Below are 23,230 nucleotides of genomic sequence, written 5' to 3'. Positions count from 1 at the left end.
TCATCAAGCAATTAAGTTGTAATTTAGTGAAAATAGAGGCAAACTACATGCCAGTAGGATTAAATTATTGGAGGGAATTTCAATGGAGTTGAACGTAAAATGGGATGGAAAGATGGCCTTTACCGGACTTGCACCTTCTGGTCATGAACTAAAAATGGATGCAGCTGAATCTGTTGGTGGAGAAAATACGGGTGCGAGACCGACCGAGTTATTATTAAGTGCAGTTGCAGGTTGTACTGGAATTGATATCATATCGATATTGACGAAAATGAGACTTAATCCAACCTCTTTTCAAATGGATGTCAATGGTGAACGTACAGAAGAACATCCGAAAAAGTTTACCAAGGTGAATATCCATTATGCGCTTGAAGGGGATTTACCAGAAGAAAAAGTAGTACGCGCAATTGAATTATCAATGGATAAATATTGTTCTGTATCACACTCCTTAAGTGCTGAAATTACAGCTAGTTATTCAATAAATGGTGTTAATGGGGCGAAAAGCATTTAAGCTTTTCCCCCTTTTTAGTTGGATTATGGTAACGCATTAAGAGGAATATTAAAATACATAATTAAAATAAAGGACCAAATTATTGCAAAACTCCAAGCTAAAATAGGCTTTCGATAATGAGCCCATACAGTTGAAAACATAACTATATTAAATGCAAGAGACCAACCCATGGACCATCCATTTTCATGTCTGATTAGTTTAAAATAATGTAGATTTACAAATTCAACTCCCCAATAAAGAGCCACCCAGAAAAGAACCCACAGAACTTTTTTTCCGGTCCCCTTAGGGAAGTGTCCAAGATAGATAAGTGTTGTAGCTGGGTATACAATAAACATAATCATAATAGAGATATAGGAATGATTAGTTAATATATTTGTGGCAAATATACTTTCCTGGTATCGCCATAAAGGATAATTGTAGGTTAAGATATTAGCAAAAAAATCGCAAAGTATAAAAAACAATATAGTCGAATAGTATTTTCTCCATTCTCGCCACTTTCCCCATTTCCATCCAGCTATTAAAAATAATAAGTTATAAATAAAATGCATATTTATCGCTCCAAGGTAGTATTTTTAGCTATTTATCTTGTGCAATCAATTTTCTTATGAAAAGAAAATTAAGGCTTATAAGTAGATATACAAAGGGATAAATCACAGCGGAGTACCATAACTTCCAGTTTTCATAATAGAACGCTCCTGCCTGAACAGCAAAAAATTCATATACAATAGCAAATATGACCCACCCTAAAAAATACATTGATAGAATAACGCTTCCTTTCCCAATGGGAAAATAATTTAGAAAGATAATTGTGAGCGGAGGATAGACCATGAAAATAAAGACAAATGTTCGATAATCAACACCTTTGTCAAAGTAACCGTATAAACCATATTTAAATTCTAATAGAATATCGACAATTAATTGGAAGACACAGGAAAATAAAATCGCTGTATACATTTCCACATAGCTTAACCGCTTAGGTATCAGATAGGCAACCACCATAAAAATAAATGCAGAAATTAATGCAAAGACCATAATATACCACTCCATAATAAGTTACCGTTATTATCCTTATTGCTAGCTATTTTATTCTTCAACGATGTAGAATAAGAATGAAATACTAAGAAAAATACGACATTTATTGTCGTGTGATAAAATGCCTTAATTCAAGTATTCGTATTGACTTTTTTGAAAATTACTGTATAATGAATGACAATCAGTCATTTTGGTGGAGGAAGCAAAATGGATAATAAAAAAGAACGGATTATACATGCTGCAATGGATGTTTTTACGGAAAAGGGTTTGGAGAAAACGAAAGTATCTGATATCGTGAAAAAGGCTGGTATAGCACAGGGTACATTTTATATTTACTTTTCATCTAAATTATCTGTCATACCTTCTATTGCGGAGGTAATGGTAGAAAAAACGTTGAATGAAATAATTAAGAAGGTAAATAAAAATGATCCTTTTTCTGATCAAATGAAGGAAGTAATCGATGTAGCATTTTCTGTAACAAAAGAATACCGCCAAATCTTTGCTTTGGTATATGCGGGTCTAGCATCCACAGATTACCTACAAGAATGGGAAGCACTTTATTCCCAATATTATACATGGATGAGTAGATTTTTGAGCCAAGCAAAGGAAGCTGGGACATTGCGTCAAAATTTAGACCCTGACCAAACTGCTGTACTTTTAATTGATTTAATAGAATCTGCAGCAGAACAAACTTTTCTATATTCTCATGGAGATAAAGATATGGAAGCAATTAAGAAAAAAGAGGTCTGGGAGTTTTCTATGTACGGTTTGGGGGTAAAGTTAAACCATAAAGAACAATAATGCCTATAGCTCACTAAAAGATGCCAACAAAATTGAAACATAAAAGAAATACTTCCTTTTAAAAATAAGGAATTTTCTTTTAGGCATAAAATGACTGAATGTCAGTCACGGAGAAAATGGAGAGTGTTAGTATGAATAAATCATGGATGTATGTTGTGTTAACGAGTTTAGCTGAACTGGTTTGGATTTACGGGTTCAACACGGCATCTACCTGGTGGCACTGGGCATTGATTGTATCGTTTATTTTATTAGATTTGCATTTTCTAGCAAAAGCTTGTGAAGGGCTTCCTACTGGTACGGTATATGCGATTTTTGCGGGATTTGGGACAGTCGGAACGTTTTTAATGGATATCTTTATTTTTCATGAACAAATCCGTTTTGCAAAGATATTTTTTATTCTTTTGATTATTGCCGGTGTTGTTGGTTTAAAACTATCCGATGATAAAAAAGAATCGAAAGGAGTATTAGAATAATGGGTTGGTTATATGTTGTATTAGCTGCTGTCAATGAACTTGTTGGTGTTTGGGGTTTGAATCGATATAATGAAAAAAGAAATATAGCCAATGCTCTCCTGTATGCAGGTGGACTTGGTCTATCCTTTACTTTTATCTACGCTTCCTTTGATTACCTACCGACCAGCATTGCTTATGCCACTTGGACCGGAGTTGGTACTGGAGGAGTTGTGCTAATGAATATGCTATTCTTTGGGGAATCTAAAAGTTTATTTAGAATGGTAAGTTTATTAGCAATTATAATTGGAGTTACTGGCTTAAAAGTCGTTTAATCGAAGGGTGCCTGTCAGATCTTATGTTCAAATATGAATATGGGATCTGACAGGCATCTTTTTTGTCTAAATTTAATGTTTTTTGCAGGGAATGAGTTTTTTTTGTTGAAATGTATGTAGTGGGATATATTTTTTGTAAATGGTAGTATAAATTTTAATTTCTTATTCGTTAGTATTAATAGATGGCAATAAAGGGGGGTGTTGATGAATGAATTCCATTGAAGAAAAAACTGTACTTTTTACAGAAAAGTCGAGGGAATTGAGAGAAGAGTTTAGCAAGTTGATTCTTGATTTCAGGGAGGATTTATGGAAATATTGCCGGTATTTAACAGGCTCTCCTTGGGATGGGGAAGATTTGTTTCAGGAAACTTTAATTAAGGCGTTTGGTGGTTTTTATCAAGTTTGGCATCCAGAAAATCCAAAGTCTTATTTATACCGAGTTGCTACCAATACATGGATTGACCATTGTCGTAGGGAGAAACGTATAGTTGGATCCCTTGAGGAGGTAGATGAACAAAGCGAGGATTTTTCAGATAATCTGAACATAGAAGAAGCACTTGAATATTTGGTTGCACTGTTTACTCCAAGACAAGTTTCCGTTTTTTTATTGGTAAAAGTATTTAAATTTAAAGCCGAAGAGGTAGCTAGTATTATTAAAACTACTAAAGGTGGAGTCTATTCAACCATTAGAAGAATGGAAAAGAGATTAAGCAAAAGAGATTTCCTCACTGAAAACAATACAAAAATAAAACATGAAAATTTAACTCAGAACGAGGTTATTCAGACGTATATTAAAGCATTAAATAATGGCGACCTTAATGCTCTATTTGAAATTATTAGTGAGCATATACACAATGAGGCATCTCTAGGTTTTCAGGAGTTTACTCATGAATCAATCCGAAAAGGTTCCATGCAGAATGGGATTCCAAACTATCGTGCAGAGGAGCATTGGTTATGGGGGAAGCTGGTTATCCTTAAAATTGTTGAAAGTTACGAGGGTCCATTAATTCATGATATTCAGTATCAGGAAGTCGAAAATGGTAAAATTGTTTTCCATAGAAGTTATTATTTTAGAAAAGAATTTATTGAAGCGGCCGCCGAAGAATTAGGAATGAAAGCTCAATTGGATAAGTTTCCAATAGGTTGGGATAAAAAGTAAGGAGGAGAGTGAGTTGAACAGTCCATTAAAAAATAAGATTAATACTGTATTCATTCCTGTAAATAATATTGAAAAAGCAAAGCATTGGTATGAGAAAATTCTAGGAGTTGAAGGAGAAATTATGCATGGTCATCTGTGTGTTCTAGATATGGTAGGGACAGGTGTCATACTGGATGAAATGCCCTTATGGAGAAATGAAGAAGGTAATATCAGCCCATATCAAGTTCCATCTGTACAATTCGGAACAAATGATATTCAAAAGTCTTATCAGTTTATGAAAGATAATGGAGTGGAATTAGTAACAGGGATTGAACATGGTCATTTTTTCGTTATTAAAGATCCAGATGGAAATATGCTTATGGTTTGTCAATAGTGTTTTTAATAGAAGGTGCCAGGTACCAACGCGAAATTCTATTGAATCTGCGGTGGTCCGGGCACTTTAATTTTTGCTTTAATTATTTCGCAAAACGATGGTTTCCGATAGTTACAGTTACTTCACGTGTTGTAATCCAGCTACTACTAGCTGTTTTTGGATTGTAGAAGTATATCGAACCACTACCTTGGCCTCGGAATGCGATTGATTCATTAACAGCCTTCATATCCTCAGCTGTGTATCCTCCATTAATTTCACCATTTTGAACAGGAGTAAATGCATAGTACCCACCGGATTTTTCATAGATTACACTTTTAATAGTATTAGGGAATTCTTTATGATCGACACGATTTAATATAACCGTTGCAACCGCCACTTTTCCTGCATATGGCTCACCTTTAGCTTCAGCGTGTACTAATTTAGCCATTAGCTCTTTATCTGCTTTAGAAACATAATCTGGAACTTGAATTGTTTCACCAGCAAGTAAGATACTTCCACTACGATTATTGGCAATTTGCAAGTTTGCTACTGTAGTTCCATATTTCTGAGCAATTTTCCAAAATGTTTCACCTTTTTGCACGGTATAAGGTGCTGCTCCCCCAGCAGTAGGTAATGCAAATATAGATAACGTTAAAGTTGTTGTTAGTAGTAATTTTTTTAGTTTATTCATGTTGTACCTCCTAGTGGTTTAGTTATAAATAAAAAAGTTAATGTCGAAATTAAATATTCAAAGTGGTTTTTCCTGACAATTACGAGATTACTAGATGTAACATACTTTATCAGTAGTAATAATTGGAAAAATATCTTTCAATCTAGTAAATCAGGAGAGGACAAAGGTTGATTAAATTATTGGTATAATCTTCCTTGCAATAAAAGTGACCTAAAATCTGGTAACTATACCATCCCAAGGCATATTCATTACATATATTTCAAGGTTGTAACGAAACATTTTATCGTTAAAAACAGTTCAAAAGATAGTTGGAGGTTGTCACCGTTTATGTTTTCGACAAAACTCTTTTACTTGTCGTTACATGTATAAAATAGTTTATGTATCTAATAATGGAAGATTTATATTATTGGAGATTATTTCCAATAATGACGATATCACAAAAATGGTTTTGGAACAGTTTTATTCATTAGTACATGTGGATGAATACCATAATCTTAAGGAAGAGCGAATTCTTCCGTATCATTACCACAATCGTAACGATACATGGTAATGGGGTGATTAGCATGAATGGAGATTAAAAACCAAATAGAAGCACCGAACGGAACTCTAGGATTTCGCTGGGAGGGAGGGTACACCAACAGAAAAGACTGCTCCTCCAATACCTAGAAGAAGTCCACCTATTATTAAATCGCCAAAAGAATCTGCTATGCTAATAAAAAGCAGGAAACAATAAGATGTTAAAGCTAATAAAGAATATCCAGCATGCACCGAGTTGGTCTGTATAAAAACCAATTGGAATTCTTAGTAAAGAACCTAGTATGACTGGGATAGCAGTTGCAATAGATGCTTGTCCAGTTGTTAAGGTAATATCTTGTTGGATATAGGTCATTAATGAAGAAATAAGAACCCAAACCATATAGCCAATGACAAGACTTGAGGTTTGAATGGATAATTGCAATCCAGCTTTTTTCATGAAATTAACATGCCCCTCTTAAAAGTGTGATGTATTTAATATTCTTGAATGTTTTTTTTAGTTATAGTATAGAAAAAGGAGAAAATTCATGAGTAAATGGTTTCTTTTTAATTTCATTTTATTAATTATTCTACTTTGGACTGTGATCAGTCATTTTTCATTTCCAAATTTACAAACACATATATGGTTCGGATTAGCTGGGGCTTTATTATTTCTTTATAATTGGACAAGAAATGCAGTATTTGAAACGATTCGAAACGTTCCTAACCGAAAGACGAAAGTAAGACTTGCGAGGCTTTCTAAAAGGGTGGTGACTGTCCATCGATGGACAGGTAATATTGCACTAGCAGCTATTCTGGTACATGGTTCATTAGTGGTCTATCAGTATGGATTTACCATCTATAATAATAAAATGTTAGTTGGTGTTCTTGCTTTTGTAGCACTTGTATTTCAAATTACAACTGGTTGGTTAAGGCTTTATAAACCAACTATTAAACTACGATATTTCCATCTGTACACAGGAATGATTCTATTTTTTCTTATCTTTCTACATATCATTTTATGAGTACTAATAATGGGATACTCCTCCATAATTTGGTAGTCCCTTCATTATGTGATTTCTGGCAAAATAAAAAGAACCTATTTCCTCATGTTTTGGATAGCGGTTCTTGTGTTTCATGCGATATAGATAATCTTTCTTAGTTTTCGTTTTTCTTGTACTTAGATCTAACTTTGCATATGGGCTACGGTTAATTTCGGGATTTAGTCTTCCTTCACGAACTAATTTTTCCCGTTTTTTTTGAGCTTTGGATTTGCTCATTTGTATCACTCCTTAATAATTTGCTTTTATTATACAGAAAAAAGTTACTTGTTACTATAGCTAGGAAAAAAAGTACCTCCCTGAGATTATACAAAGAGGTAGTCCTATATCATACCTTTAAAATCCAAGCTTTCCACCTACAGGGTCTGTTATCCAGTCTTGCTTATAGACTTTTTTCTGGTTTGCTTGCATATCATGAATAACTTTTTGGATATCAACTTGTTTTTCATAATGCCATTCTAGTGCGATTGACATATAAACCTCATTCAGTTGTGCAATGGACAAACCATTTGTCATGCGAACCAAATCGTTTAATTTGGATTCTTCTAGAAATTGAGTTATACCTTTTCCCACTAAATAATCCTTCCTAAGTTGCTCGTTAGGTTGTCTTATTTCATATGCTCGGTCAAATCGACCTGCGCGATTGATTAAAGCAGGGTCAATTTTCTCTGGGTAATTAGTTGTCCCAATTAAGAAGATTCCTTCCTTTGTAGTTGCCCCGTCTAACGTATTTAAAAATACGGATCGGGAGTGCTCGGGCATGGAGTCTATGTCTTCAATCACTAGCACCATAGGAGAGAGTCTTACAACCTTAGAAAAAATCTCATGAATGGAATAACTTGTCGTGAACTCCGTGATTTGCCAATAGACGATAGGTGCTGAAACACTTCCTGCAATAGATTTGACTAGTGTTGTTTTTCCATTTCCAGGGCTACCATAAAGCAAGATTCCTCGTTTATATGGAATGTCATATGTTTTAAAGAATGAACCACTATGTAAGAAAAATTCATCAATTGAACGAAAGATTTCTGTCTTTAGTCTGTCCTCTAATAGAACATCTTCACGGTTGATTTGCTGTGTAATTTTCTCTTTTGATCTTACTAGACCTTCTTCAGTATCTGTGAAAACGGTTATCCCCTGAAGCATAAACTTACGCTCAATATCATCATAGAAATGTAAGAACTTAGTTACTAGTTTATCGCTCTTTCCAAATAAAAAGTTCTCTGGATAAGGATGCCCATAACTATAAATTGGTAGGCTGACAAGTGCTACCTCATAATTAGGAAAGTAAAATAGGTTATTAAAGGTTGAAGGGCTAATGCTGTAATTACCTTCCTTTGACGATAAAATTTTAGAAGAACCAATTGAATCATAAATTCTCGTAACCAGCTCTATTTCATCTGGATTATAGATAAGTATATCTTCTATCACATCGCGACAGTCAGATAGTCTTTCTCTCTCCATATTATAAAGCTTAAAATCACGACCATAATTTTCATTTAATAATTCCACTATTTTGTTGAGTGGATAAGCATAACCATAGTATGTTTTTAATTCTTTACTAGCTTCATTCGTATATTGTATTAGAGTCTTTTGTTTCTCCATGTACAAACCCTTTCTGTTTTAATTAATTAAGAAGATTATATCAAATTTTGAAAGCTAAACATTATTTATAATTCGACAAAATATTTCAAAATTCGGGAGGTGACAGGCACCGCGTTATCTGCTATAATAATAGAAATTTATTTGAAAATCGATGATGAAGAGAGTAGTTGTTTGTGAAGCCTAGCGAGCTGGGGGTGGTGGGAGCCTGGTGCTTGATCGGACAATGAACCGGACTTTGGAGATGCTTTCTTGAACTAAGAGTAGGGAAGGTCGGGGAGAACCCTCGTTAACAATTTTAAGTGATTTTTAACGATTGTTAAAAATAATTGGAGTGGTACCGCGGGATTAAATTCAAACTCTCGCCTCTTTCGTTTGGAAGGGGTGAGAGTTTTTTTATTACTAAGGGGACAGTTCCGCACCACTTTAATGCGTTAATGTATTGAGGGACTGTCCCTCTATAATTTAATTTGGAGGGAATAGGTGTGCAGTATAAACAAGAATATGCAAAAGCATTGGTTCAAGTATTAGGGGATGTGTTAACAGAAGAACAAATAACAATAATGATAGAGAAGCCTAAGCATGATAAATTAGGTGACCTAGCATTTCCGTGTTTTGAATTGGCTAAACAATATCGTAAGTCACCTAATAGGATTGCAGAAGATATAGCTTCAAAGCTTGATTTACATATAGCCGAAAAAGTAGAGCCTGTTGGGGGATATATTAATATTTTTCTAAAGAAGGCGGTTATATCTGCACTAACGATTAATAAGGTTCTCAAGGAAAAAGGGCAGTATGGATCATCTCCAGTAACAAGCAAAGTAATGACCATTGATTTATCCTCACCCAATATTGCGAAGCCATTTTCCATGGGGCATCTACGATCAACGGTCATCGGGAATTCTTTGGCTTTGATTGCAGATAAACAGGGCTATCAAGTGGTTCGTATCAACCATCTAGGTGACTGGGGAACTCAATTTGGAAAGCTAATTGTAGCATATAACATGTGGGGAGAAGAAAAAGAGGTTAGAAAGAGCCCAATTAAAGAATTACTAGCATTATATGTAAAATTCCATAAAGAAGCAGAAGTAAAACCATCTTTGAATGACCTTGGTCGTGCTGCCTTTAAAAATTTAGAAGAGCAAGATGAAGAGGCATTACAGTTGTGGAAATGGTTCCGTGAAGAGTCATTAAAAGAATTCATGAAAATTTATAATCAATTAGGAATTCAATTTGATTCCTATCATGGAGAGGCTTTTTACAATGATAAGATGGATTCTGTAGTTAAAGAACTACAAGAAAAAGGGTTATTAATGGAATCAGATGGGGCTCATGTTGTTGAGGTTGAAAACTTCCCACCATGTTTAATTAAAAAAAGCGATGGTACAACACTATATGCAACAAGAGATTTAGCTGCTGCAATTTATCGTCAGGAAAATTATCGTTTTGATAAGTCTCTTTATGTTGTCGGTCATGAACAAACCCTCCATTTTAAACAGCTCTTTGCTGTGCTGAGAAAGATGGGATATGAGTGGCAGGAAGGGATGGCACATGTTCCATTTGGGATGATATTGAAAGATGGCAAAAAAATGTCTACCCGTAAAGGGAAGGTTGTATTACTCGAAGACGTTATTAAAGATGCAATTACCCTAGCATTGAAAAATATTGAAGAGAAAAATCCTCAATTAGAAAATAAAGAAGAAGTAGCGAATCAAGTTGGAGTTGGAGCAATCATCTTCCATGATTTGAAAAATTTCCGTCTCAATGATATTGAATTCTCACTAGAAGACATGCTTCGTTTTGAAGGCGAGACAGGGCCATATGTGCAATATACTCATGCACGTGCTGCATCATTACTTAGAAAAGGAAATTATCGTTATGACGAAAATCAACAACTTGAGATGCATGACCATAAGGCTTGGCCAATTATTAAGTTGTTACTCTCATTCCCAGAAGTAATTGATAAAGCAATGAATGACTATGACCCATCTCAAATTGCAAAAGTTCTATTAGATATATCTAAAGCATTTAATAAGTATTATGCAACTGTAAAAATTTTAGACGAGGACAATTTATATAGCCGTCTTTCTTTAGTGGATGCCGTGAAAATAGTGCTAAATGAAGGACTACGCTTGTTAGGAATACAAGCACCCCAACAAATGTAATATGACTTTGTTTAGCTAGGTCTTGAATTATGATTTGAATTGGAATGCGTATTTTGATTTGCTATTATGATTTTTGTTATAGTAAGTTGTACTAGATAAATATTAAAAACAAAAAGTTAGGGATGATTGGTTTGGCAGAAACACATACTTTCTCTAAAGGTGAGGAAATTGCAAATGCTGTGACCCATGGAATCGGGGTGCTGTTGAGTGTAGCAGGTTTAGTATTATTAATTGTATTCGCAGCATTTAACGGTACAGCTGTACATGTTGTAAGCTTTACAATTTTCGGTGCAACTATGGTTATCCTCTATTCTTCGTCAACACTTGTTCATGCTTTTCCACCTGGAAAGGCAAAGGATCTATTTGAGATATTCGACCATTCTTCCATTTACTTATTTATTGCTGGAACTTATACGCCATTCACCTTACTTGTCATAAAGGGTACACTTGGATGGACGATGTTTGGAGTTGTCTGGGGCTTAGCGGTTGCTGGGATAGTTTTTAAGGCTTTTTATGTGAAAAAGTTTCTATTCACCTCCACTTTAATTTATTTGTTAATGGGATGGTTGGTTGTTTTAGGATGGAACAAAATTGTTGCAAATATAGAGTTTGGTGGAATTGTATTGCTAGCGGTTGGTGGACTTTGCTATACGTTTGGAACCATATTTTATGTTTGGAGAGGCTTTAAATATCACCATATGGTCTGGCATTTGTTTGTACTGGCAGGGACTATTTGTCATTTCTTTTGTGTTCTCCTATATTTAGTATAAAATCTAATTGCACTAATTGAGTTAAGAGGAAAACCTCTTAGCTCTATTTTAATTGCTCCCTTTTTCAAAATTAATGGAAACAGGCGAAATATTTCAGAAGTTTAATAGAAAAAACATGGATATTCTCTGGTTTGCCGTGGACACTGGATTAGAAGAGAATGATAAATGATATGAAGGGGTAATCACGGACCCTATTGGATTTCCTAACTCTCCTATTTGGCATGATGATGACATAATACTAAATTCGCCAGATGTAGAAAAGGGGTTTCTTGGTAGTAAAATTGTATCAGAAGGGCAACTCTTCCTCTCCGTATGAGGAAGGTGATTTTGAATTACTCCATACACAATTCATAAAGACACTTCTTTTTCTAAATGAACGTGAGGCAAAAGCTAATAATCTATTCTTTGGTGATATAAGACTTAAGGAACGTAGTGAACATCTAAAAGATAATGGTATTAAACACTATGGTGTTGTTATCACCGGTCCAACGAAAGAGATACTCCAATGAGGAATGGATTAGGATTAGTACCCTAGAAGTTGATGAGGTAGGATTTTGGAATTGGGATAACTGGAGAGTTGAGGGTATTGAATAAATTGAAAAATGAATTTAAATGGGCAAAGATACTCTTTGCTCGTTTTTTATTGTTCATTTGTTAATGTAAATCAATAATATAATAAAGGTTGTTGTTATAATATGGTAAAGTAGGTAACAAAAAACATATCCACCTAACAGATGACACAAATAAGGAGTTCAATTATGAAACAAGAGAAGCTAATTGAAAAGTATACTAAGCAGGTAACCGTGTACGAAAAAAATCGTGATCATCCAACAATTACTTCTTGGAGAAAAAGAATAATTAAGGATGCATATGGAACTGTATTGGAAGCTGGAGTCAGCGTTGGAGCCAATTTTCCATACTATGATAAAGACAAGGTCACTGAAATCACGGGGGTTGATTTTAGTTCAGAGATGATAAAAAGTGCAATAAAGTCAGCTCAGCAACATCACATTAATGCAACATTTATCACACAAGATATTAACTCATTACAACTTGCTCCCAATTTCTATGATACTATAGTATCAACACTCACTTTATGCAGTTATCCCAATCCAATTGAGACACTAAATCAATTCAATACATGGTGCCGTAAAGATGGAAGTGTTTTGTTTTTGGAACATGGTCTTAGCACAAATCCCTTGTTATCGTTAACGCAAAAGATTGTAGACCCGATTTATAAGAGAATCTCTGGATGTCATTGTAACCGTAATATGGTAAAACTTATTGAAGAATCGCAGCTTCAAATTGAAAAGGTAGAACGATTTTGGTCTGGAATTGCCATTCTAATTTGGGCAAAGCCAACAAAGTAAGCAAATGTGCTAATAGGGGTGAATAACTATGCAATACTTTATCGGAGTTGTACCTCCTGAAGAGTTTAAAAATAAAATTATACGGTTCCAGAAACAATGGAAAAATAACACTATTCATCAAGTAGTAGAGCCACATATTACTTTAAAAGCTCAGAGTGGTTTAACAGAAAACTTAGAGTGGATAGAAGATATCATAAAAGTATGTAGTAATTTTAAGGCTTTTACTATTCAATTAAAGGAACCAAAATTTTTTGGGGAAAACGATATACTTTATTTAAGTTGTGATTCTAGTGATCTAGTTGAGATCCATAATCTGATTGTAAATGTTGTAAACCCCTCAAAAAAACAAATCCAACAATATTTTGAAGCGGAAAACTTTGTGGCTCATATGACATTAGGAAAAGTATTTTTTGGACTTACCCATGAAGAATTACTAGATATGGCTAATTATGCTCAAGAGCAACTCACGCCTTATCCAACTTTTACAGTTGATTTTATTAGAATTTATCGGGAAAATAAACCTTACCAGTACATGACATATAAAGATATCCCACTAGGCTAACCGGAGGAAATCTAATTGACACCATTCACAGAAAGAGTAATTAACATCATTCAAAACATCCCTAAGGGGAGAGTAATGACATATGGACAAATTGGCAGACTAGCAGGAAACCCAAGAGCAGCACGACAGGTAGTAAGAATTCTCCATTCCATGAGTAAAAAATATCAACTTCCTTGGCATAGAGTTATTAATGCAAAAGGACAAGTAGCCATGAAAGATGAGGCTTCATACAATGAACAAATCCTAAACCTTGAAGCAGAAGGGGTGGAAGTAGGAATTCACGATCAAATAGATTTAGAAGTATATCAGTGGCATCCATAAAAAAAGAATGCCAGCGTAATGGCATTCTTTTAATTAAAACATTTTAGTCGTCCAATTCTCGCAATTCCAAACATCTGTTACAACACCAACATAAAATTCTGGTTCATGTGAAATCAGAAGTACACTGCCCTTATATTCTATCAAAGCCCGTTTTAACTCGTCTTTTGCATCTTGATCTAAGTGGTTTGTAGGTTCATCGAGTACCAGCAAGTTAGTCTCGTTGTTTATTAATTTACATAAGCGTACTTTGGCTTTTTCTCCACCACTTAACACTTGAACCTTACTTTCAATATGTTTCGTGGTCAGTCCACATTTTGCCAAAGCAGCTCGTATCTCATACTGTGTAAAATGAGGGAACTCTTCCCATACTTCTTCAATACAAGTGTTTGTAGTCTCTGTTTTAATTTCCTGTTCAAAATAACCAATATGGAGATGTTCTCCTAGTTGTACTGAACCCGAAATAGGGGGGATTTCACCTAAGATACTTTTCAATAAGGTTGTTTTTCCAATTCCATTTGCTCCATATAAAGCAATCTTCTGACCACGTTCCATCACTAAATTTAGTGGACGAGATAATGGCTCATCATAACCAATTACAAGATCCTTCGTTTCAAATAAGAATTTACCCGGTGTACGTGCTTGTTTGAATTGAAATTCTGGCTTCGGCTTTTCAGCATCTAGTTCAATAACGTTCATTTTATCCAATTTCTTCTGACGTGATTGGGCCATTCTAGCTGTTGCGGCATTAGCCTTATTTCGAGCAACGAAGTCTTTTAAATTTGCAATTTCTTTCTGTTGCTTCTTAAATGCTGCTACTTGTTGTTGTTTTTTAAGCTCATGTAAACGTAAGAATTCATCATAGTCACCAGGATATCTTGTTAGCTCTTGGTATTCTACATGATAAATTAGGTTTACAACACTATTCAAAAATGGAATGTCGTGAGATACCAAAATAAAAGCATGATCATAATTCTGTAGATACCCTTTTAACCATTCAATATGCTCAACATCCAAATAGTTAGTCGGCTCGTCTAGGAGTAATATCTCTGGCTTTTCCAAAAGTAGTTTTGCTAAAAGAACCTTTGTACGCTGACCACCACTTAAATCATGCACATCACGGTCAAGTCCGAAATCATTTAAACCAAGGCCATTACCCACTTCTTCCACTTTAGCATCAATCGTGTAGAAGTCATTATTTGATAAAGCATCCTGCATTCTGCCTGTGTCTTCTAATAACTTTTCTAACTCTTCGGGATCGGCATCACCCATTTTTGCAAAAAGATGATTCATTTCCTCTTCCAAATCATATAAATACTGAAATGCAGTCCGTAAAACATCACGAATAGACAATCCTTCTTTTAGAACAGCATGTTGGTCTAAATAACCAACTCGTACATGTTTTGCCCATGTAACGTTCCCAGCATCTGGCTCTAAATTACCAATAATAATATTCATAAAAGTCGACTTACCTTCACCATTTGCCCCAATCAATCCTATATGTTCACCTTGTAACAATCGGAAAGATACATTTTCAAAGATTGCGCGGTCACCAAAGCCGTGACTTAAATTTTTAACTGTTAGTAAACTCATAATTCATAACACCTTTTCCTTCTATGGTACATTCTTTCTTATTATACGTTTCATCTTGAAAAAGCGATAGGGGAAATTTTAATTTGTATTTTCAAAGACACCCATTTTTTTAGTACTCTATTGCATCAATACCTTATCTAGCTTTACATATGCCAAATACTAATTGTTTATAAAATAAATAATTGATAATTTTTAAAGTTAGTACCAGTTATTAATACTTGGTATAATTTTTGTTTAATTGTATAATTATTCTATAAATGAACGAATAGAGAGGTGAGCTTAAATTGGCTAACAAAAAAATAGCTTTTGTAACAGATACCACGGCATACTTAACAGATTATTTAAAAACACATCCAGATGTTTATATAGCCCCGATTGTAATTATTTCAGAAGGTAAGGAATATGAGGACACAATTGATCTAACTACTAAAGAATTATATGAAATGATTCGTACGAATAAAGAAGTACCTAAGACCTCTCAACCAAATGTCGGGAGGTTTGTAGAAATATATGAAAGATTAAAAGAAGAATATGAACAAGTCATTGCAATTCATGTTTCCTCGAAATTAAGTGGTACACTTTCTAGTTCAAAAGCTGCCATGGATCAAGTTGGTTTAGATGTTGAGATTATTGATTCCCTTTCCCTTTCCTTTGCGATTACTAGTTTATTAGAAAGAGGATTAGAATTAGCTGAGCAGGGACTTGATAGTCATGAGATTGCTAATATACTACGCGAGAAAGTAACTGGACAAAAGAATTTAATATTGTTGGATACATTGGAGCAGCTATTTAAAGGAGGTAGAATGTCTGGAGCTTCCTTTGTGATAGGTAATCTTTTACAGATTAAACCGATTCTATCTATTAGTGGAAACGGTGAATTAGGGTTAGGGGAAAGAATACGTTCCGAAAAGAGAGCAACTCGTAGAATAGTAGAATTAGTAATAGAATCCTGTAAGGAGTACACAGTTAAGAAAATTGCCATTGCTAATGCAAATGCACCTGACAAAGCAAACGCATTAAAAACATTAATCCAATCCGAAGTGCCTGATCTTGAAATAGTTATTGGGGAAATAAGTTCTTCTTTAGCAGTTCATGCTGGCGAGGGAGCCATTGCGGTATTCTGGTCCATTTAAGGATAAATGAAATTAAACGAAGAAAATAAACACATGAAATCAACTGAAACTTGAGTTCATGTGTTCTATTAAAAAGGGGTAAACTGTACTGATAATTAGTTAACCCATCTTATTCTTTTTTATATTTTAAGTATTGATAATTGGAAGTAGGTATTTTAGAAATAATATTTCCATCTGAATCTTTATGAATTTGATACTCTCTGTATGTTTCTACAATGTTTTCATTTACTTCCTTCATTTCATCTAATAAAAATTCATAGGAGTATGACGTAGCGCGTTGGACATACTGTGCATCTGCATCAACCGATTCCTCATTGTCACGTTCATAGTACATGGAATCTGTGCTAGTATTAGATGATTTGTCTAATAGGGCAGTCAGCCCTAGAACTAAAATTGCCCCAAGAATGGCTAGCTTTGGTTTCATATAATTTCTCCTTTATTGATTCTGATTAGTAATATATATGCATGTCCAGTGCAATTAATCGTAAAATTGGATAAAATGATTATAAATGTAGACGAAAGGGGTATACATATGTATCGAATGAAAGAAGATTTTTTACAAGAGTGGACTATTGCTTCACAGGGAACACTTAAGGTACTTGAAGCATTAACTGATGACAAGTTAGACCAAGCAATTACGGAGGGACATAATACACTTGGTTGGCTAGGATGGCATTTAGCAACTTCTCTTGCATTTTTTGGTGGTCAAGTTGGTCTGAAAGTAGAAGCTGCAGGAGGTCCTAATGATGTTCCTTCTCGTGCAACTGAGATTGTTCTTGCGTATCGTCAAGCATCGGAACAATTGAAGCAAGAAGTTGAAAAGTGGACGGACGAGCAATTCGTTGAAGCGGTAGATAGCTTCGCAGGGAAAGTACCTAGAGGGTCATTGTTGCGCTCTATGATTGATCATCAAACCCATCACCGTGGACAAATGACTGTACTCTTAAGACAAGCAGGACTTAAGGTCCCTGGAGTAATGGGACCAACTCAAGAGGACCAAATGTAATTGCGTAAATAGAAGAAGAGACAAAACCTAATAGAAAGAGGTTTTGTCTTTTTTGTTGATTTCGACTCGCCATCCAAATGGAAGGTGTTGAGAGTATATGTAAAAATGTAGAAAATAATAGAGGTGGGATTTGGATGGCGGATACAGAAAAAGTCACGGTAAATTTAAATGTGGTAGATTTAGGGAAAATAGACTTGATGGTGGAGCAAGGGTTTTATTCTAATCGAACAGATTTTATTAAAAATGCTATTCGTAATCAACTTTCAGAACATGCTACTATTGTGGATAAAATCATATTGGATAAAACGTTTACTATTGGTGTAACGTATTATACACGCAGTAATCTTGAGAAAGTAATTGAATCAGGAAAAATGTTAGATATTAAAGTGGTTGGGATGCTAGTATTTGATGATAATGTTGACGCAGAATTAATAAGGAAGTCTGTTAAAAGCTTAAAAGTGTTAGGTGTTTTACGAGCAACTGGTGAGGTGCGGAAAGCACTAAAAGGTTTAAAGTAGTAAATAGTGCTATGGTTGGCATCAACAACCATAGCACTTACCAACTTAATCAAATTCATATAAAGGGTCTTCATCATAAACAAAGAAATGCTCCATCGTATAGCGGTCGACAAACCAGTCATTTTCCTCTTCATTATAAAGCAATACAACATTTAGGCCCCGTTCATATTCATGTTCGTTATCTCCTTCGAACAATCTTCCAAGACTCCCATTTGGTTCATAATAGGTGAACATGACATCAATATCGAATTCATATACCCCGAGATCCTCTTTATATGCTGGGTCCTCAATCCAATTTACTCGATATTGTGATTTTAACAATTTACCTTCATAATCTGGAACATCCTTTTCAACTTTCGTAATTTGTTCCTCTAATTTTTCTTTAAAGTTATCAGTAATATGGTTCTCTAATATGGACGCATCACGTTTGGTGACAGCTTCAGTATATGTAGTAAAAACATCATTAATAATGGTGATAATTTTATCTACTTCCTCTTCTGAAACGGTAAGAACTTTTTGAATGCTATATTCAGATTCTGCCTCAGATACGGTTATTGAATCACTAATAACAGTTTCCCATGGCATTTCTTTCTCTAAATGCATCTCCAGATTTTGGTCAAGTGGAAAGGGGCCAACAATTTGATTTCCTTTGTTGATGATAATATCTGTTTTGTTATCATTTACAACTAGTGTAGCATCCTCTTCGAAAGTGGAAATAATACGAATTGTCCCTACACTAAGGTCCATCTCATGTTTTGTAGAATTTGAGTCCATATTAAATAGCGTTGTTTCTTGGCTTAATTCTGTAGAAGCATAATTAATATCAAACAATGCCTTTACATCATACTTACCTGGCATATAAGGCCCATAAGTTTTTTGATGGAATCCCTCTTCACCTGTTGTATCTACCTTTTCACCATCTATCAATATATCAATACCATTATCCGGAGTGACAACCTCAATGAAGGCAGGTACGACAACTAACTTATAATTGTCAAAAACTAGCCAATTCTTACCATCCTTTTCAAATTGAATTGTCGCATAGTTGCTAGTGTCAGATGGTTGACCATCCAATTCATTTTTTAATTTCTCTAAGGTTGATTGGAATTCTGCTGGATTTTCTTGATAAAACTCAATTAACTTTGTTACATTTTCTTCATTAATTTCAAAGGAATCTTTAAATGGTACTAATATCTCTGCCAGAGTTGTTCGATCTCCACTTGTTATTGCTGTTTCGAAAGCATTTAGTTTAAGTGTTGGATCAAATTTCTTATCGCCTATAACGTATAAAGTGATCATGGAAATTATAACTAATAGACTGAGAGATACGCCCCAAATAATTTTTCTTGGTCTTTTTTTACTAGATTTTATTTCAATTTCATTACCGCATTCTGGACAAAACTTTATGTCTTTAGATGATAGCTTGTGTTTACAATGGTTACATTTCAATTGACCTTCACCCCTAATTATCAAAATACTCGTACTACTAATCGTAGCATAAATACAGAAAAATCAAATGTAACTTTTTAACTAAAATTGGTATGAACTTCATAAAATAAAGTAAAATTTTGGCGAAAAAATATTACGGTTATATTACAAATAGGTTGCATTTATGTTAATGTTTGCTGTTTTTCATACTAAAGTACTAGGGATATTGTACTTACTGCTAAAAGGTGGGAAAAGTTGAAATAATACCAAATAACCCCAGAACAAATCTAATGTCATTTTTCGACAATTTTATCTAAGTATAAATAAGCAATAAGCGAACAATGATAAAATTATTTTTACTTATGTTCGGCTTTTATCCTGTGATTAATTCGAATATCTCTAATTAAGGGTATTTACATAGAGAAAATAGGTACTAATTACTGTTTTTGGGTATTCCTATTTATTTTACATTAAAATTTAGTAAAATTTATGGAAGGTTAAAAGTTTATTACAATTTTACGGTGGTGTTATACATTGAAGAAGATTCGCATTGTAATCGCAGATAGTAATAGAGATTATTTAGAATCGTTAGCAGCATTCATTCGAAATTCTAAATCAAGCAGTCAATTTATGGTTTCGTACTTTTCTAGTATGGATACATTAAAGTCTTACATTGAGCAAGGTGATATGGTTGATATCTTATTAATTAGTTCTGAGATGTATCAAACTGATATTCCGCGGTTAAATGAAATGCTCGTCATATTATTAGAAGATGATTCACTGGCTACTAATAATCAATCTCTATCTTCTATTTATCGCTACCAACGATTAGACCAACTTGTTGGAGATATTTTAGGTTTATATTATGAGAATAACGAGGATGCAGGGAAGTTATTAATGAGAAATAGTCAAACAAAGATTATCTCCGTTTATTCCCCTGTAGGCGGGACTGGAAAAACTACTGTGGCAGTAAACCTAGCAAAGCAAATATCCTTAAATGACGCAAAAGTCTTCTATCTAAACTTAGAAACATTTAATACAACCAAGTTATTTTTAACTGATGATCAGGGCGATTCTTCTCTACAAATTTTCTACTATGCGAAGACAGCAAGTAATCAACTTCTTTCTAAAATTGAAAAGCTTAAAAAGTATGATACACAAGCAATGGTTGATTTCTTTGATGTTGAAATCAATGCTCAGGAAATGTTGGAGTTAACCAGCGGAGAGATTGAGAGGATCTTAAATGGGCTATTAGAAATTGGATCATATGATTACATTATCATGGATTTAGATAGTTCCATTCATGAGAGAAATATTACAGCAATGAAAGAATCCGACATTATTTTGTGGCCTGTTAGTAATGACCATCTAGGACTTTTGAAAACGAAAGCATTTTTAGATGAAGAGCTTAGGATATTTGGAAAAGAAAATGTTGTAAAGGATAAAATGTCAATCATTGTTAATAAGTATAATGGCAACTTGATTGGTGATTACAATGAGGCAGAACTCTCTGTTGAAGGATACCTACCATTTATACAGAACTGGATTCAGTTTCAATCCAAGGCTGAGTTATTAGGCAACGATGATTTCAATCGAGAAATTCAAATGATCATTAGAAAATTGATTATGCCAGAACAGGAAGGAGTGCTACACAGTGGATTATGACAAAATTGTCAAAACCTTAATTAAACAATTACGGGAAACACTTGATTTAATGCACTCCATTTCTAATGAAGAGTTAATTGAATATGTAGAAGCTGCTGTTTTTGATTTAGCGAAAGAAGAAAAGTTGAAATCTAATGATATTAAGTATCTGGTAGAACGGATTTTTAATGCATTTCGTGGCTATGACGTTCTACAACCGTTAATTGATGATAAATCCATAACGGAGATTATGGTTAATAATCATAAAGAAGTATTTATTGAGCGTGATGGTGGAATTTCGCAGGTAGATATTAAGTTTGAAAGTGAACAAAAACTGGAGGATATAATCCAGGCAATTGTTTCGAGAGTAAACCGTGTTGTAAACGAATCTTCACCGATTGTTGATGCTAGATTAAGTGATGGCTCCCGTGTAAACGTCGTACTACCGCCAATTGCATTAAAGGGACCGGTTATGACAATTCGTAAGTTTCCAGCTCATCCACTAACCATTGATGATTTAATCGCTTATCAATCGATATCACAAGAAGCGGCTGACTTTTTACAGAAGCTAGTAGTATCAAAGTACAATATTTTTATTAGTGGGGGTACAGGGTCAGGGAAGACAACTTTCCTAAATGTACTGTCAAATTTCATTCCTACTCATGAGCGTATTATTACCATTGAGGACTCTGCGGAGTTACAAATTAAAAATGTTCCTAACTTGGTGAGTCTAGAGACAAGAAATGCAAACACCGAGGGAAAAGGTGAGATCACCATTCGTGATTTGATTAAAGCATCTTTACGGATGAGACCAGACCGAATAATTGTCGGTGAGGTTCGTGGAGCTGAGGCATTAGATATGCTACAGGCAATGAACACTGGACACGATGGCTCCTTATCAACCGGTCACGCTAACTCAACGAAGGATATGTTAAGTCGATTAGAAACGATGGTACTTAACGGTGCAGAGCTTCCTGTGGGAGTTATTCGTAAACAAATTAGTTCGGCAGTAGAAATCATGATTCATTTAATGCGCTTACGTGATAACACCAGGAAGGTAGTTGCAATTAGTGAAGTGTTAGATGTTGTAGATGGGGATGTAGAACTGAATCCATTGTATGAATTTGTGGAAGAAGGCGAAACAGAAAATGGAAAAATAATCGGTAAATTAGTATCTACTGGAAATCAGATACGGAATAAGTCAAAAGCACAATTAGCAGGTATTACAGTAGGAAAAGTGGAAGAGGCGGGGATGAAATGACTGATATAGTTATTTTAATCATATTATTAGGTCTCATCATTACATATGTTTTTGTTGTTGCTAATCGAAAGAAGAAAGAGAAGTTGTTGACGCAGGAACCTGAAGCAATAAAGAGTCTTAAACCAGATACGGAGCTCGAATTACTTAAAAAGCAACACTTCTTGGATAAGGTAAATGAGAAATCAAATCGAGAAATAGAGACCCATCTTGTTGATTACTCGGTTTATCGATTAACCATTAAAGAATATGTTTTTTATGCCATTGTATCAGGTGGGGTTTTCTTCGCCATTGGTTATTTATTTTATGAGAGTTTTATCGTGGCCGGGATAATTGCTAGTTTAGGATTGTTTTACCCGAGGATTCAAAAGAAAACACTATTAGAGCAGCGTAAGGAAAAATTAAAGGTCCAATTTAAAGAGGCAATTGGCTCCTTGTCAACCTCTCTTGCAGCTGGTAGATCCATAGAGAATAGTTTAAAAGAAGTTGTTGCTGATTTATATTTACTTTATCCAGACCCCAATACGTATATCATCCGTGAGTTTGAAATCATTAACCGCCGAATTGAAAATGGGGAAACTGTTGAGAATGCAATTCGGGACTTTAGTTTACGTTCCGATATTGAAGACATTATTAACTTTGCTAATGTTTTTATTACTTGTAAAAGAACGGGTGGTAACTTAGTCGAGGTTATTCGAAGAACATCTGATATTATTAGTGAAAAAATTGATATCCAACAAGAAGTAGCCGTTATGGTAGCTCAAAAGCGATTTGAGTCGAGGATTCTAAGTGTTGCACCTTTAGGTATGATATTACTCTTAAAATACAGTGCTGGTGATTACCTAGCACCGATGTACAAATGGTCAACGAATGGACCAATAGTAATGACAGTTTGTCTTATTATATTGATTTTTGCTTACTGGCTAAGTCAAAAAATTATGAACATTAAGGTGTGATCAAGC

General features: G+C 34.5%; 28 protein-coding genes, 1 pseudogene and 1 other annotated feature. Of the genes and pseudogenes, 20 read left to right on the top strand and 9 right to left on the bottom strand.

Features of this window, described 5'->3' with window-relative positions; translation table 11 throughout:
- The first annotated feature begins 82 nt into the window (after positions 1 to 82).
- A complete protein-coding gene (locus tag TY11_RS16700) occupies positions 83 to 508 on the top strand; it encodes an OsmC family protein (protein ID WP_042148847.1) in 426 nt (141 codons plus the stop codon).
- 23 nt (positions 509 to 531) lie between these two features.
- On the opposite strand, the gene TY11_RS16695 is transcribed toward TY11_RS16700, so the two are convergent.
- Both TY11_RS16695 and TY11_RS16690 read right to left on the bottom strand, forming a co-directional pair.
- Positions 532 to 1,056 carry a CBO0543 family protein gene (locus tag TY11_RS16695; RefSeq protein ID WP_042148844.1) on the bottom strand — a complete coding sequence of 175 codons (525 nt, stop codon included), beginning with the start codon at positions 1,054 to 1,056 and terminating at the stop codon, positions 532 to 534.
- A 28-nt stretch (positions 1,057 to 1,084) separates the two neighbouring features.
- Entirely contained in the window at positions 1,085 to 1,540 is a 456-nt protein-coding gene (locus TY11_RS16690) for a CBO0543 family protein (protein ID WP_052345876.1), read from the bottom strand.
- 207 nt (positions 1,541 to 1,747) lie between these two features.
- On the opposite strand from TY11_RS16690, the gene TY11_RS16685 reads away from it, so the two are divergent.
- From TY11_RS16685 to TY11_RS16665, 5 genes are all read left to right on the top strand, one after another.
- Positions 1,748 to 2,341 (top strand): TetR/AcrR family transcriptional regulator, encoded by a 594-nt coding sequence (locus TY11_RS16685; protein ID WP_042148838.1) that lies wholly within the window; start codon positions 1,748 to 1,750, stop codon positions 2,339 to 2,341.
- A gap of 131 nt (positions 2,342 to 2,472) precedes the next feature.
- Positions 2,473 to 2,814, top strand: a complete 342-nt coding sequence (locus tag TY11_RS16680; protein WP_042148835.1) for a DMT family transporter — start codon at positions 2,473 to 2,475, stop codon at positions 2,812 to 2,814.
- A complete protein-coding gene (locus TY11_RS16675) occupies positions 2,814 to 3,125 on the top strand; it encodes a DMT family transporter (protein WP_042148832.1) in 312 nt (103 codons plus the stop codon). The genes TY11_RS16680 and TY11_RS16675 overlap by 1 nt, the downstream gene beginning before the upstream one ends.
- A 208-nt stretch (positions 3,126 to 3,333) precedes the next feature.
- A complete protein-coding gene (locus TY11_RS16670; protein ID WP_042148830.1) occupies positions 3,334 to 4,284 on the top strand; it encodes an RNA polymerase sigma factor in 951 nt (316 codons plus the stop codon).
- A gap of 13 nt (positions 4,285 to 4,297) precedes the next feature.
- Positions 4,298 to 4,657: a VOC family protein gene (locus TY11_RS16665; protein WP_081755961.1), complete on the top strand. Its 360-nt coding sequence runs from the start codon at positions 4,298 to 4,300 to the stop codon at positions 4,655 to 4,657.
- 82 nt (positions 4,658 to 4,739) lie between these two features.
- Here TY11_RS16665 and TY11_RS16660 read toward each other — a convergent pair whose 3' ends face one another.
- Together TY11_RS16660 and TY11_RS16655 are read right to left on the bottom strand one after the other, a co-directional pair.
- On the bottom strand, positions 4,740 to 5,327 hold the full coding sequence (locus tag TY11_RS16660) for a cell wall hydrolase (RefSeq protein WP_042148825.1): 588 nt from the start codon (positions 5,325 to 5,327) through the stop codon (positions 4,740 to 4,742).
- A 618-nt stretch (positions 5,328 to 5,945) separates the two neighbouring features.
- Positions 5,946 to 6,300, bottom strand: a pseudogene (locus tag TY11_RS16655) (NarK/NasA family nitrate transporter); the annotation flags it as partial.
- A gap of 88 nt (positions 6,301 to 6,388) precedes the next feature.
- Here TY11_RS16655 and TY11_RS16650 point away from each other — a divergent pair.
- A complete protein-coding gene (locus TY11_RS16650) occupies positions 6,389 to 6,865 on the top strand; it encodes a hypothetical protein (RefSeq protein WP_042148819.1) in 477 nt (158 codons plus the stop codon).
- A gap of 3 nt (positions 6,866 to 6,868) precedes the next feature.
- On the opposite strand, the gene brfA is transcribed toward TY11_RS16650, so the two are convergent.
- Positions 6,869 to 7,120, bottom strand: coding sequence for a ribosome rescue factor BrfA (brfA, locus tag TY11_RS16645; RefSeq protein WP_042148817.1), 252 nt, complete (start codon positions 7,118 to 7,120; stop codon positions 6,869 to 6,871).
- A 117-nt stretch (positions 7,121 to 7,237) separates the two neighbouring features.
- Entirely contained in the window at positions 7,238 to 8,506 is a 1,269-nt protein-coding gene (locus TY11_RS16640) for an ATP-binding protein (protein ID WP_052345875.1), read from the bottom strand.
- A gap of 142 nt (positions 8,507 to 8,648) precedes the next feature.
- Positions 8,649 to 8,876, top strand: a binding site (T-box leader).
- 112 nt (positions 8,877 to 8,988) lie between these two features.
- Here TY11_RS16640 and argS point away from each other — a divergent pair.
- The 7 genes from argS (at position 8,989) to TY11_RS16610 (ending at position 13,691) form a co-directional block, all read left to right on the top strand.
- Positions 8,989 to 10,668: an arginine--tRNA ligase gene (argS, locus tag TY11_RS16635; RefSeq protein WP_042148814.1), complete on the top strand. Its 1,680-nt coding sequence runs from the start codon at positions 8,989 to 8,991 to the stop codon at positions 10,666 to 10,668.
- A gap of 131 nt (positions 10,669 to 10,799) precedes the next feature.
- Positions 10,800 to 11,438: a PAQR family membrane homeostasis protein TrhA gene (gene trhA / locus TY11_RS16630; protein ID WP_042148811.1), complete on the top strand. Its 639-nt coding sequence runs from the start codon at positions 10,800 to 10,802 to the stop codon at positions 11,436 to 11,438.
- 73 nt (positions 11,439 to 11,511) lie between these two features.
- Complete coding sequence (locus tag TY11_RS21135; protein ID WP_369797428.1) at positions 11,512 to 11,607, top strand: hypothetical protein; 96 nt, start codon at positions 11,512 to 11,514, stop codon at positions 11,605 to 11,607.
- Between the two features lie 100 nt (positions 11,608 to 11,707).
- Positions 11,708 to 11,947: an anti sigma factor C-terminal domain-containing protein gene (locus TY11_RS19910; protein WP_052345874.1), complete on the top strand. Its 240-nt coding sequence runs from the start codon at positions 11,708 to 11,710 to the stop codon at positions 11,945 to 11,947.
- A gap of 249 nt (positions 11,948 to 12,196) precedes the next feature.
- Positions 12,197 to 12,808, top strand: coding sequence for a class I SAM-dependent methyltransferase (locus tag TY11_RS16620; RefSeq protein WP_042148808.1), 612 nt, complete (start codon positions 12,197 to 12,199; stop codon positions 12,806 to 12,808).
- Between the two features lie 28 nt (positions 12,809 to 12,836).
- Entirely contained in the window at positions 12,837 to 13,370 is a 534-nt protein-coding gene (locus tag TY11_RS16615) for a 2'-5' RNA ligase family protein (protein WP_052345873.1), read from the top strand.
- Between the two features lie 15 nt (positions 13,371 to 13,385).
- On the top strand, positions 13,386 to 13,691 hold the full coding sequence (locus TY11_RS16610) for an MGMT family protein (RefSeq protein ID WP_042148803.1): 306 nt from the start codon (positions 13,386 to 13,388) through the stop codon (positions 13,689 to 13,691).
- A 33-nt stretch (positions 13,692 to 13,724) separates the two neighbouring features.
- Here the strand turns inward: TY11_RS16610 and TY11_RS16605 are convergent, their stop codons facing one another.
- Positions 13,725 to 15,281: an ABC-F family ATP-binding cassette domain-containing protein gene (locus TY11_RS16605; protein WP_042148802.1), complete on the bottom strand. Its 1,557-nt coding sequence runs from the start codon at positions 15,279 to 15,281 to the stop codon at positions 13,725 to 13,727.
- Between the two features lie 284 nt (positions 15,282 to 15,565).
- Between TY11_RS16605 and TY11_RS16600 the strand changes: the two genes are divergently transcribed.
- Positions 15,566 to 16,414, top strand: coding sequence for a DegV family protein (locus TY11_RS16600; RefSeq protein ID WP_042148799.1), 849 nt, complete (start codon positions 15,566 to 15,568; stop codon positions 16,412 to 16,414).
- A gap of 109 nt (positions 16,415 to 16,523) precedes the next feature.
- Here TY11_RS16600 and TY11_RS16595 read toward each other — a convergent pair whose 3' ends face one another.
- Positions 16,524 to 16,838: a hypothetical protein gene (locus TY11_RS16595; RefSeq protein WP_042148795.1), complete on the bottom strand. Its 315-nt coding sequence runs from the start codon at positions 16,836 to 16,838 to the stop codon at positions 16,524 to 16,526.
- 108 nt (positions 16,839 to 16,946) lie between these two features.
- Between TY11_RS16595 and TY11_RS16590 the strand changes: the two genes are divergently transcribed.
- Both TY11_RS16590 and TY11_RS16585 read left to right on the top strand, forming a co-directional pair.
- Positions 16,947 to 17,420, top strand: a complete 474-nt coding sequence (locus TY11_RS16590) for a DinB family protein (protein ID WP_042148792.1) — start codon at positions 16,947 to 16,949, stop codon at positions 17,418 to 17,420.
- Between the two features lie 134 nt (positions 17,421 to 17,554).
- A complete protein-coding gene (locus tag TY11_RS16585; protein ID WP_042148789.1) occupies positions 17,555 to 17,938 on the top strand; it encodes a CopG family transcriptional regulator in 384 nt (127 codons plus the stop codon).
- 45 nt (positions 17,939 to 17,983) lie between these two features.
- On the opposite strand, the gene TY11_RS16580 is transcribed toward TY11_RS16585, so the two are convergent.
- The gene (locus TY11_RS16580) at positions 17,984 to 19,387 is read right to left on the bottom strand and encodes a zinc ribbon domain-containing protein (RefSeq protein WP_042148786.1); all 1,404 of its coding nucleotides are present in this window, start codon (positions 19,385 to 19,387) and stop codon (positions 17,984 to 17,986) included.
- Positions 19,388 to 19,900: 513 nt separating this feature from the next.
- Here TY11_RS16580 and TY11_RS16575 point away from each other — a divergent pair.
- The 3 genes from TY11_RS16575 to TY11_RS16565 are packed head-to-tail and all read left to right on the top strand — an operon-like array spanning position 19,901 to position 23,224.
- A complete protein-coding gene (locus TY11_RS16575) occupies positions 19,901 to 21,031 on the top strand; it encodes an AAA family ATPase (protein ID WP_042148783.1) in 1,131 nt (376 codons plus the stop codon).
- 49 nt (positions 21,032 to 21,080) lie between these two features.
- Positions 21,081 to 22,271 (top strand): TadA family conjugal transfer-associated ATPase, encoded by a 1,191-nt coding sequence (locus TY11_RS16570; protein WP_081756002.1) that lies wholly within the window; start codon positions 21,081 to 21,083, stop codon positions 22,269 to 22,271.
- Positions 22,268 to 23,224, top strand: coding sequence for a type II secretion system F family protein (locus tag TY11_RS16565; protein ID WP_042148777.1), 957 nt, complete (start codon positions 22,268 to 22,270; stop codon positions 23,222 to 23,224). Before TY11_RS16570 ends, TY11_RS16565 begins: the two co-directional genes overlap by 4 nt.
- Positions 23,225 to 23,230: the final 6 nt, after the last annotated feature.

Source organism: Paucisalibacillus algeriensis, assembly GCF_000577245.1.
Classification (GTDB): Bacteria; Bacillota; Bacilli; order Bacillales; family Amphibacillaceae; genus Ornithinibacillus.
The sequence above is the reverse complement of the archived record's forward strand: the minus strand, read 5'-3'. Positions and strand labels throughout refer to the sequence as shown.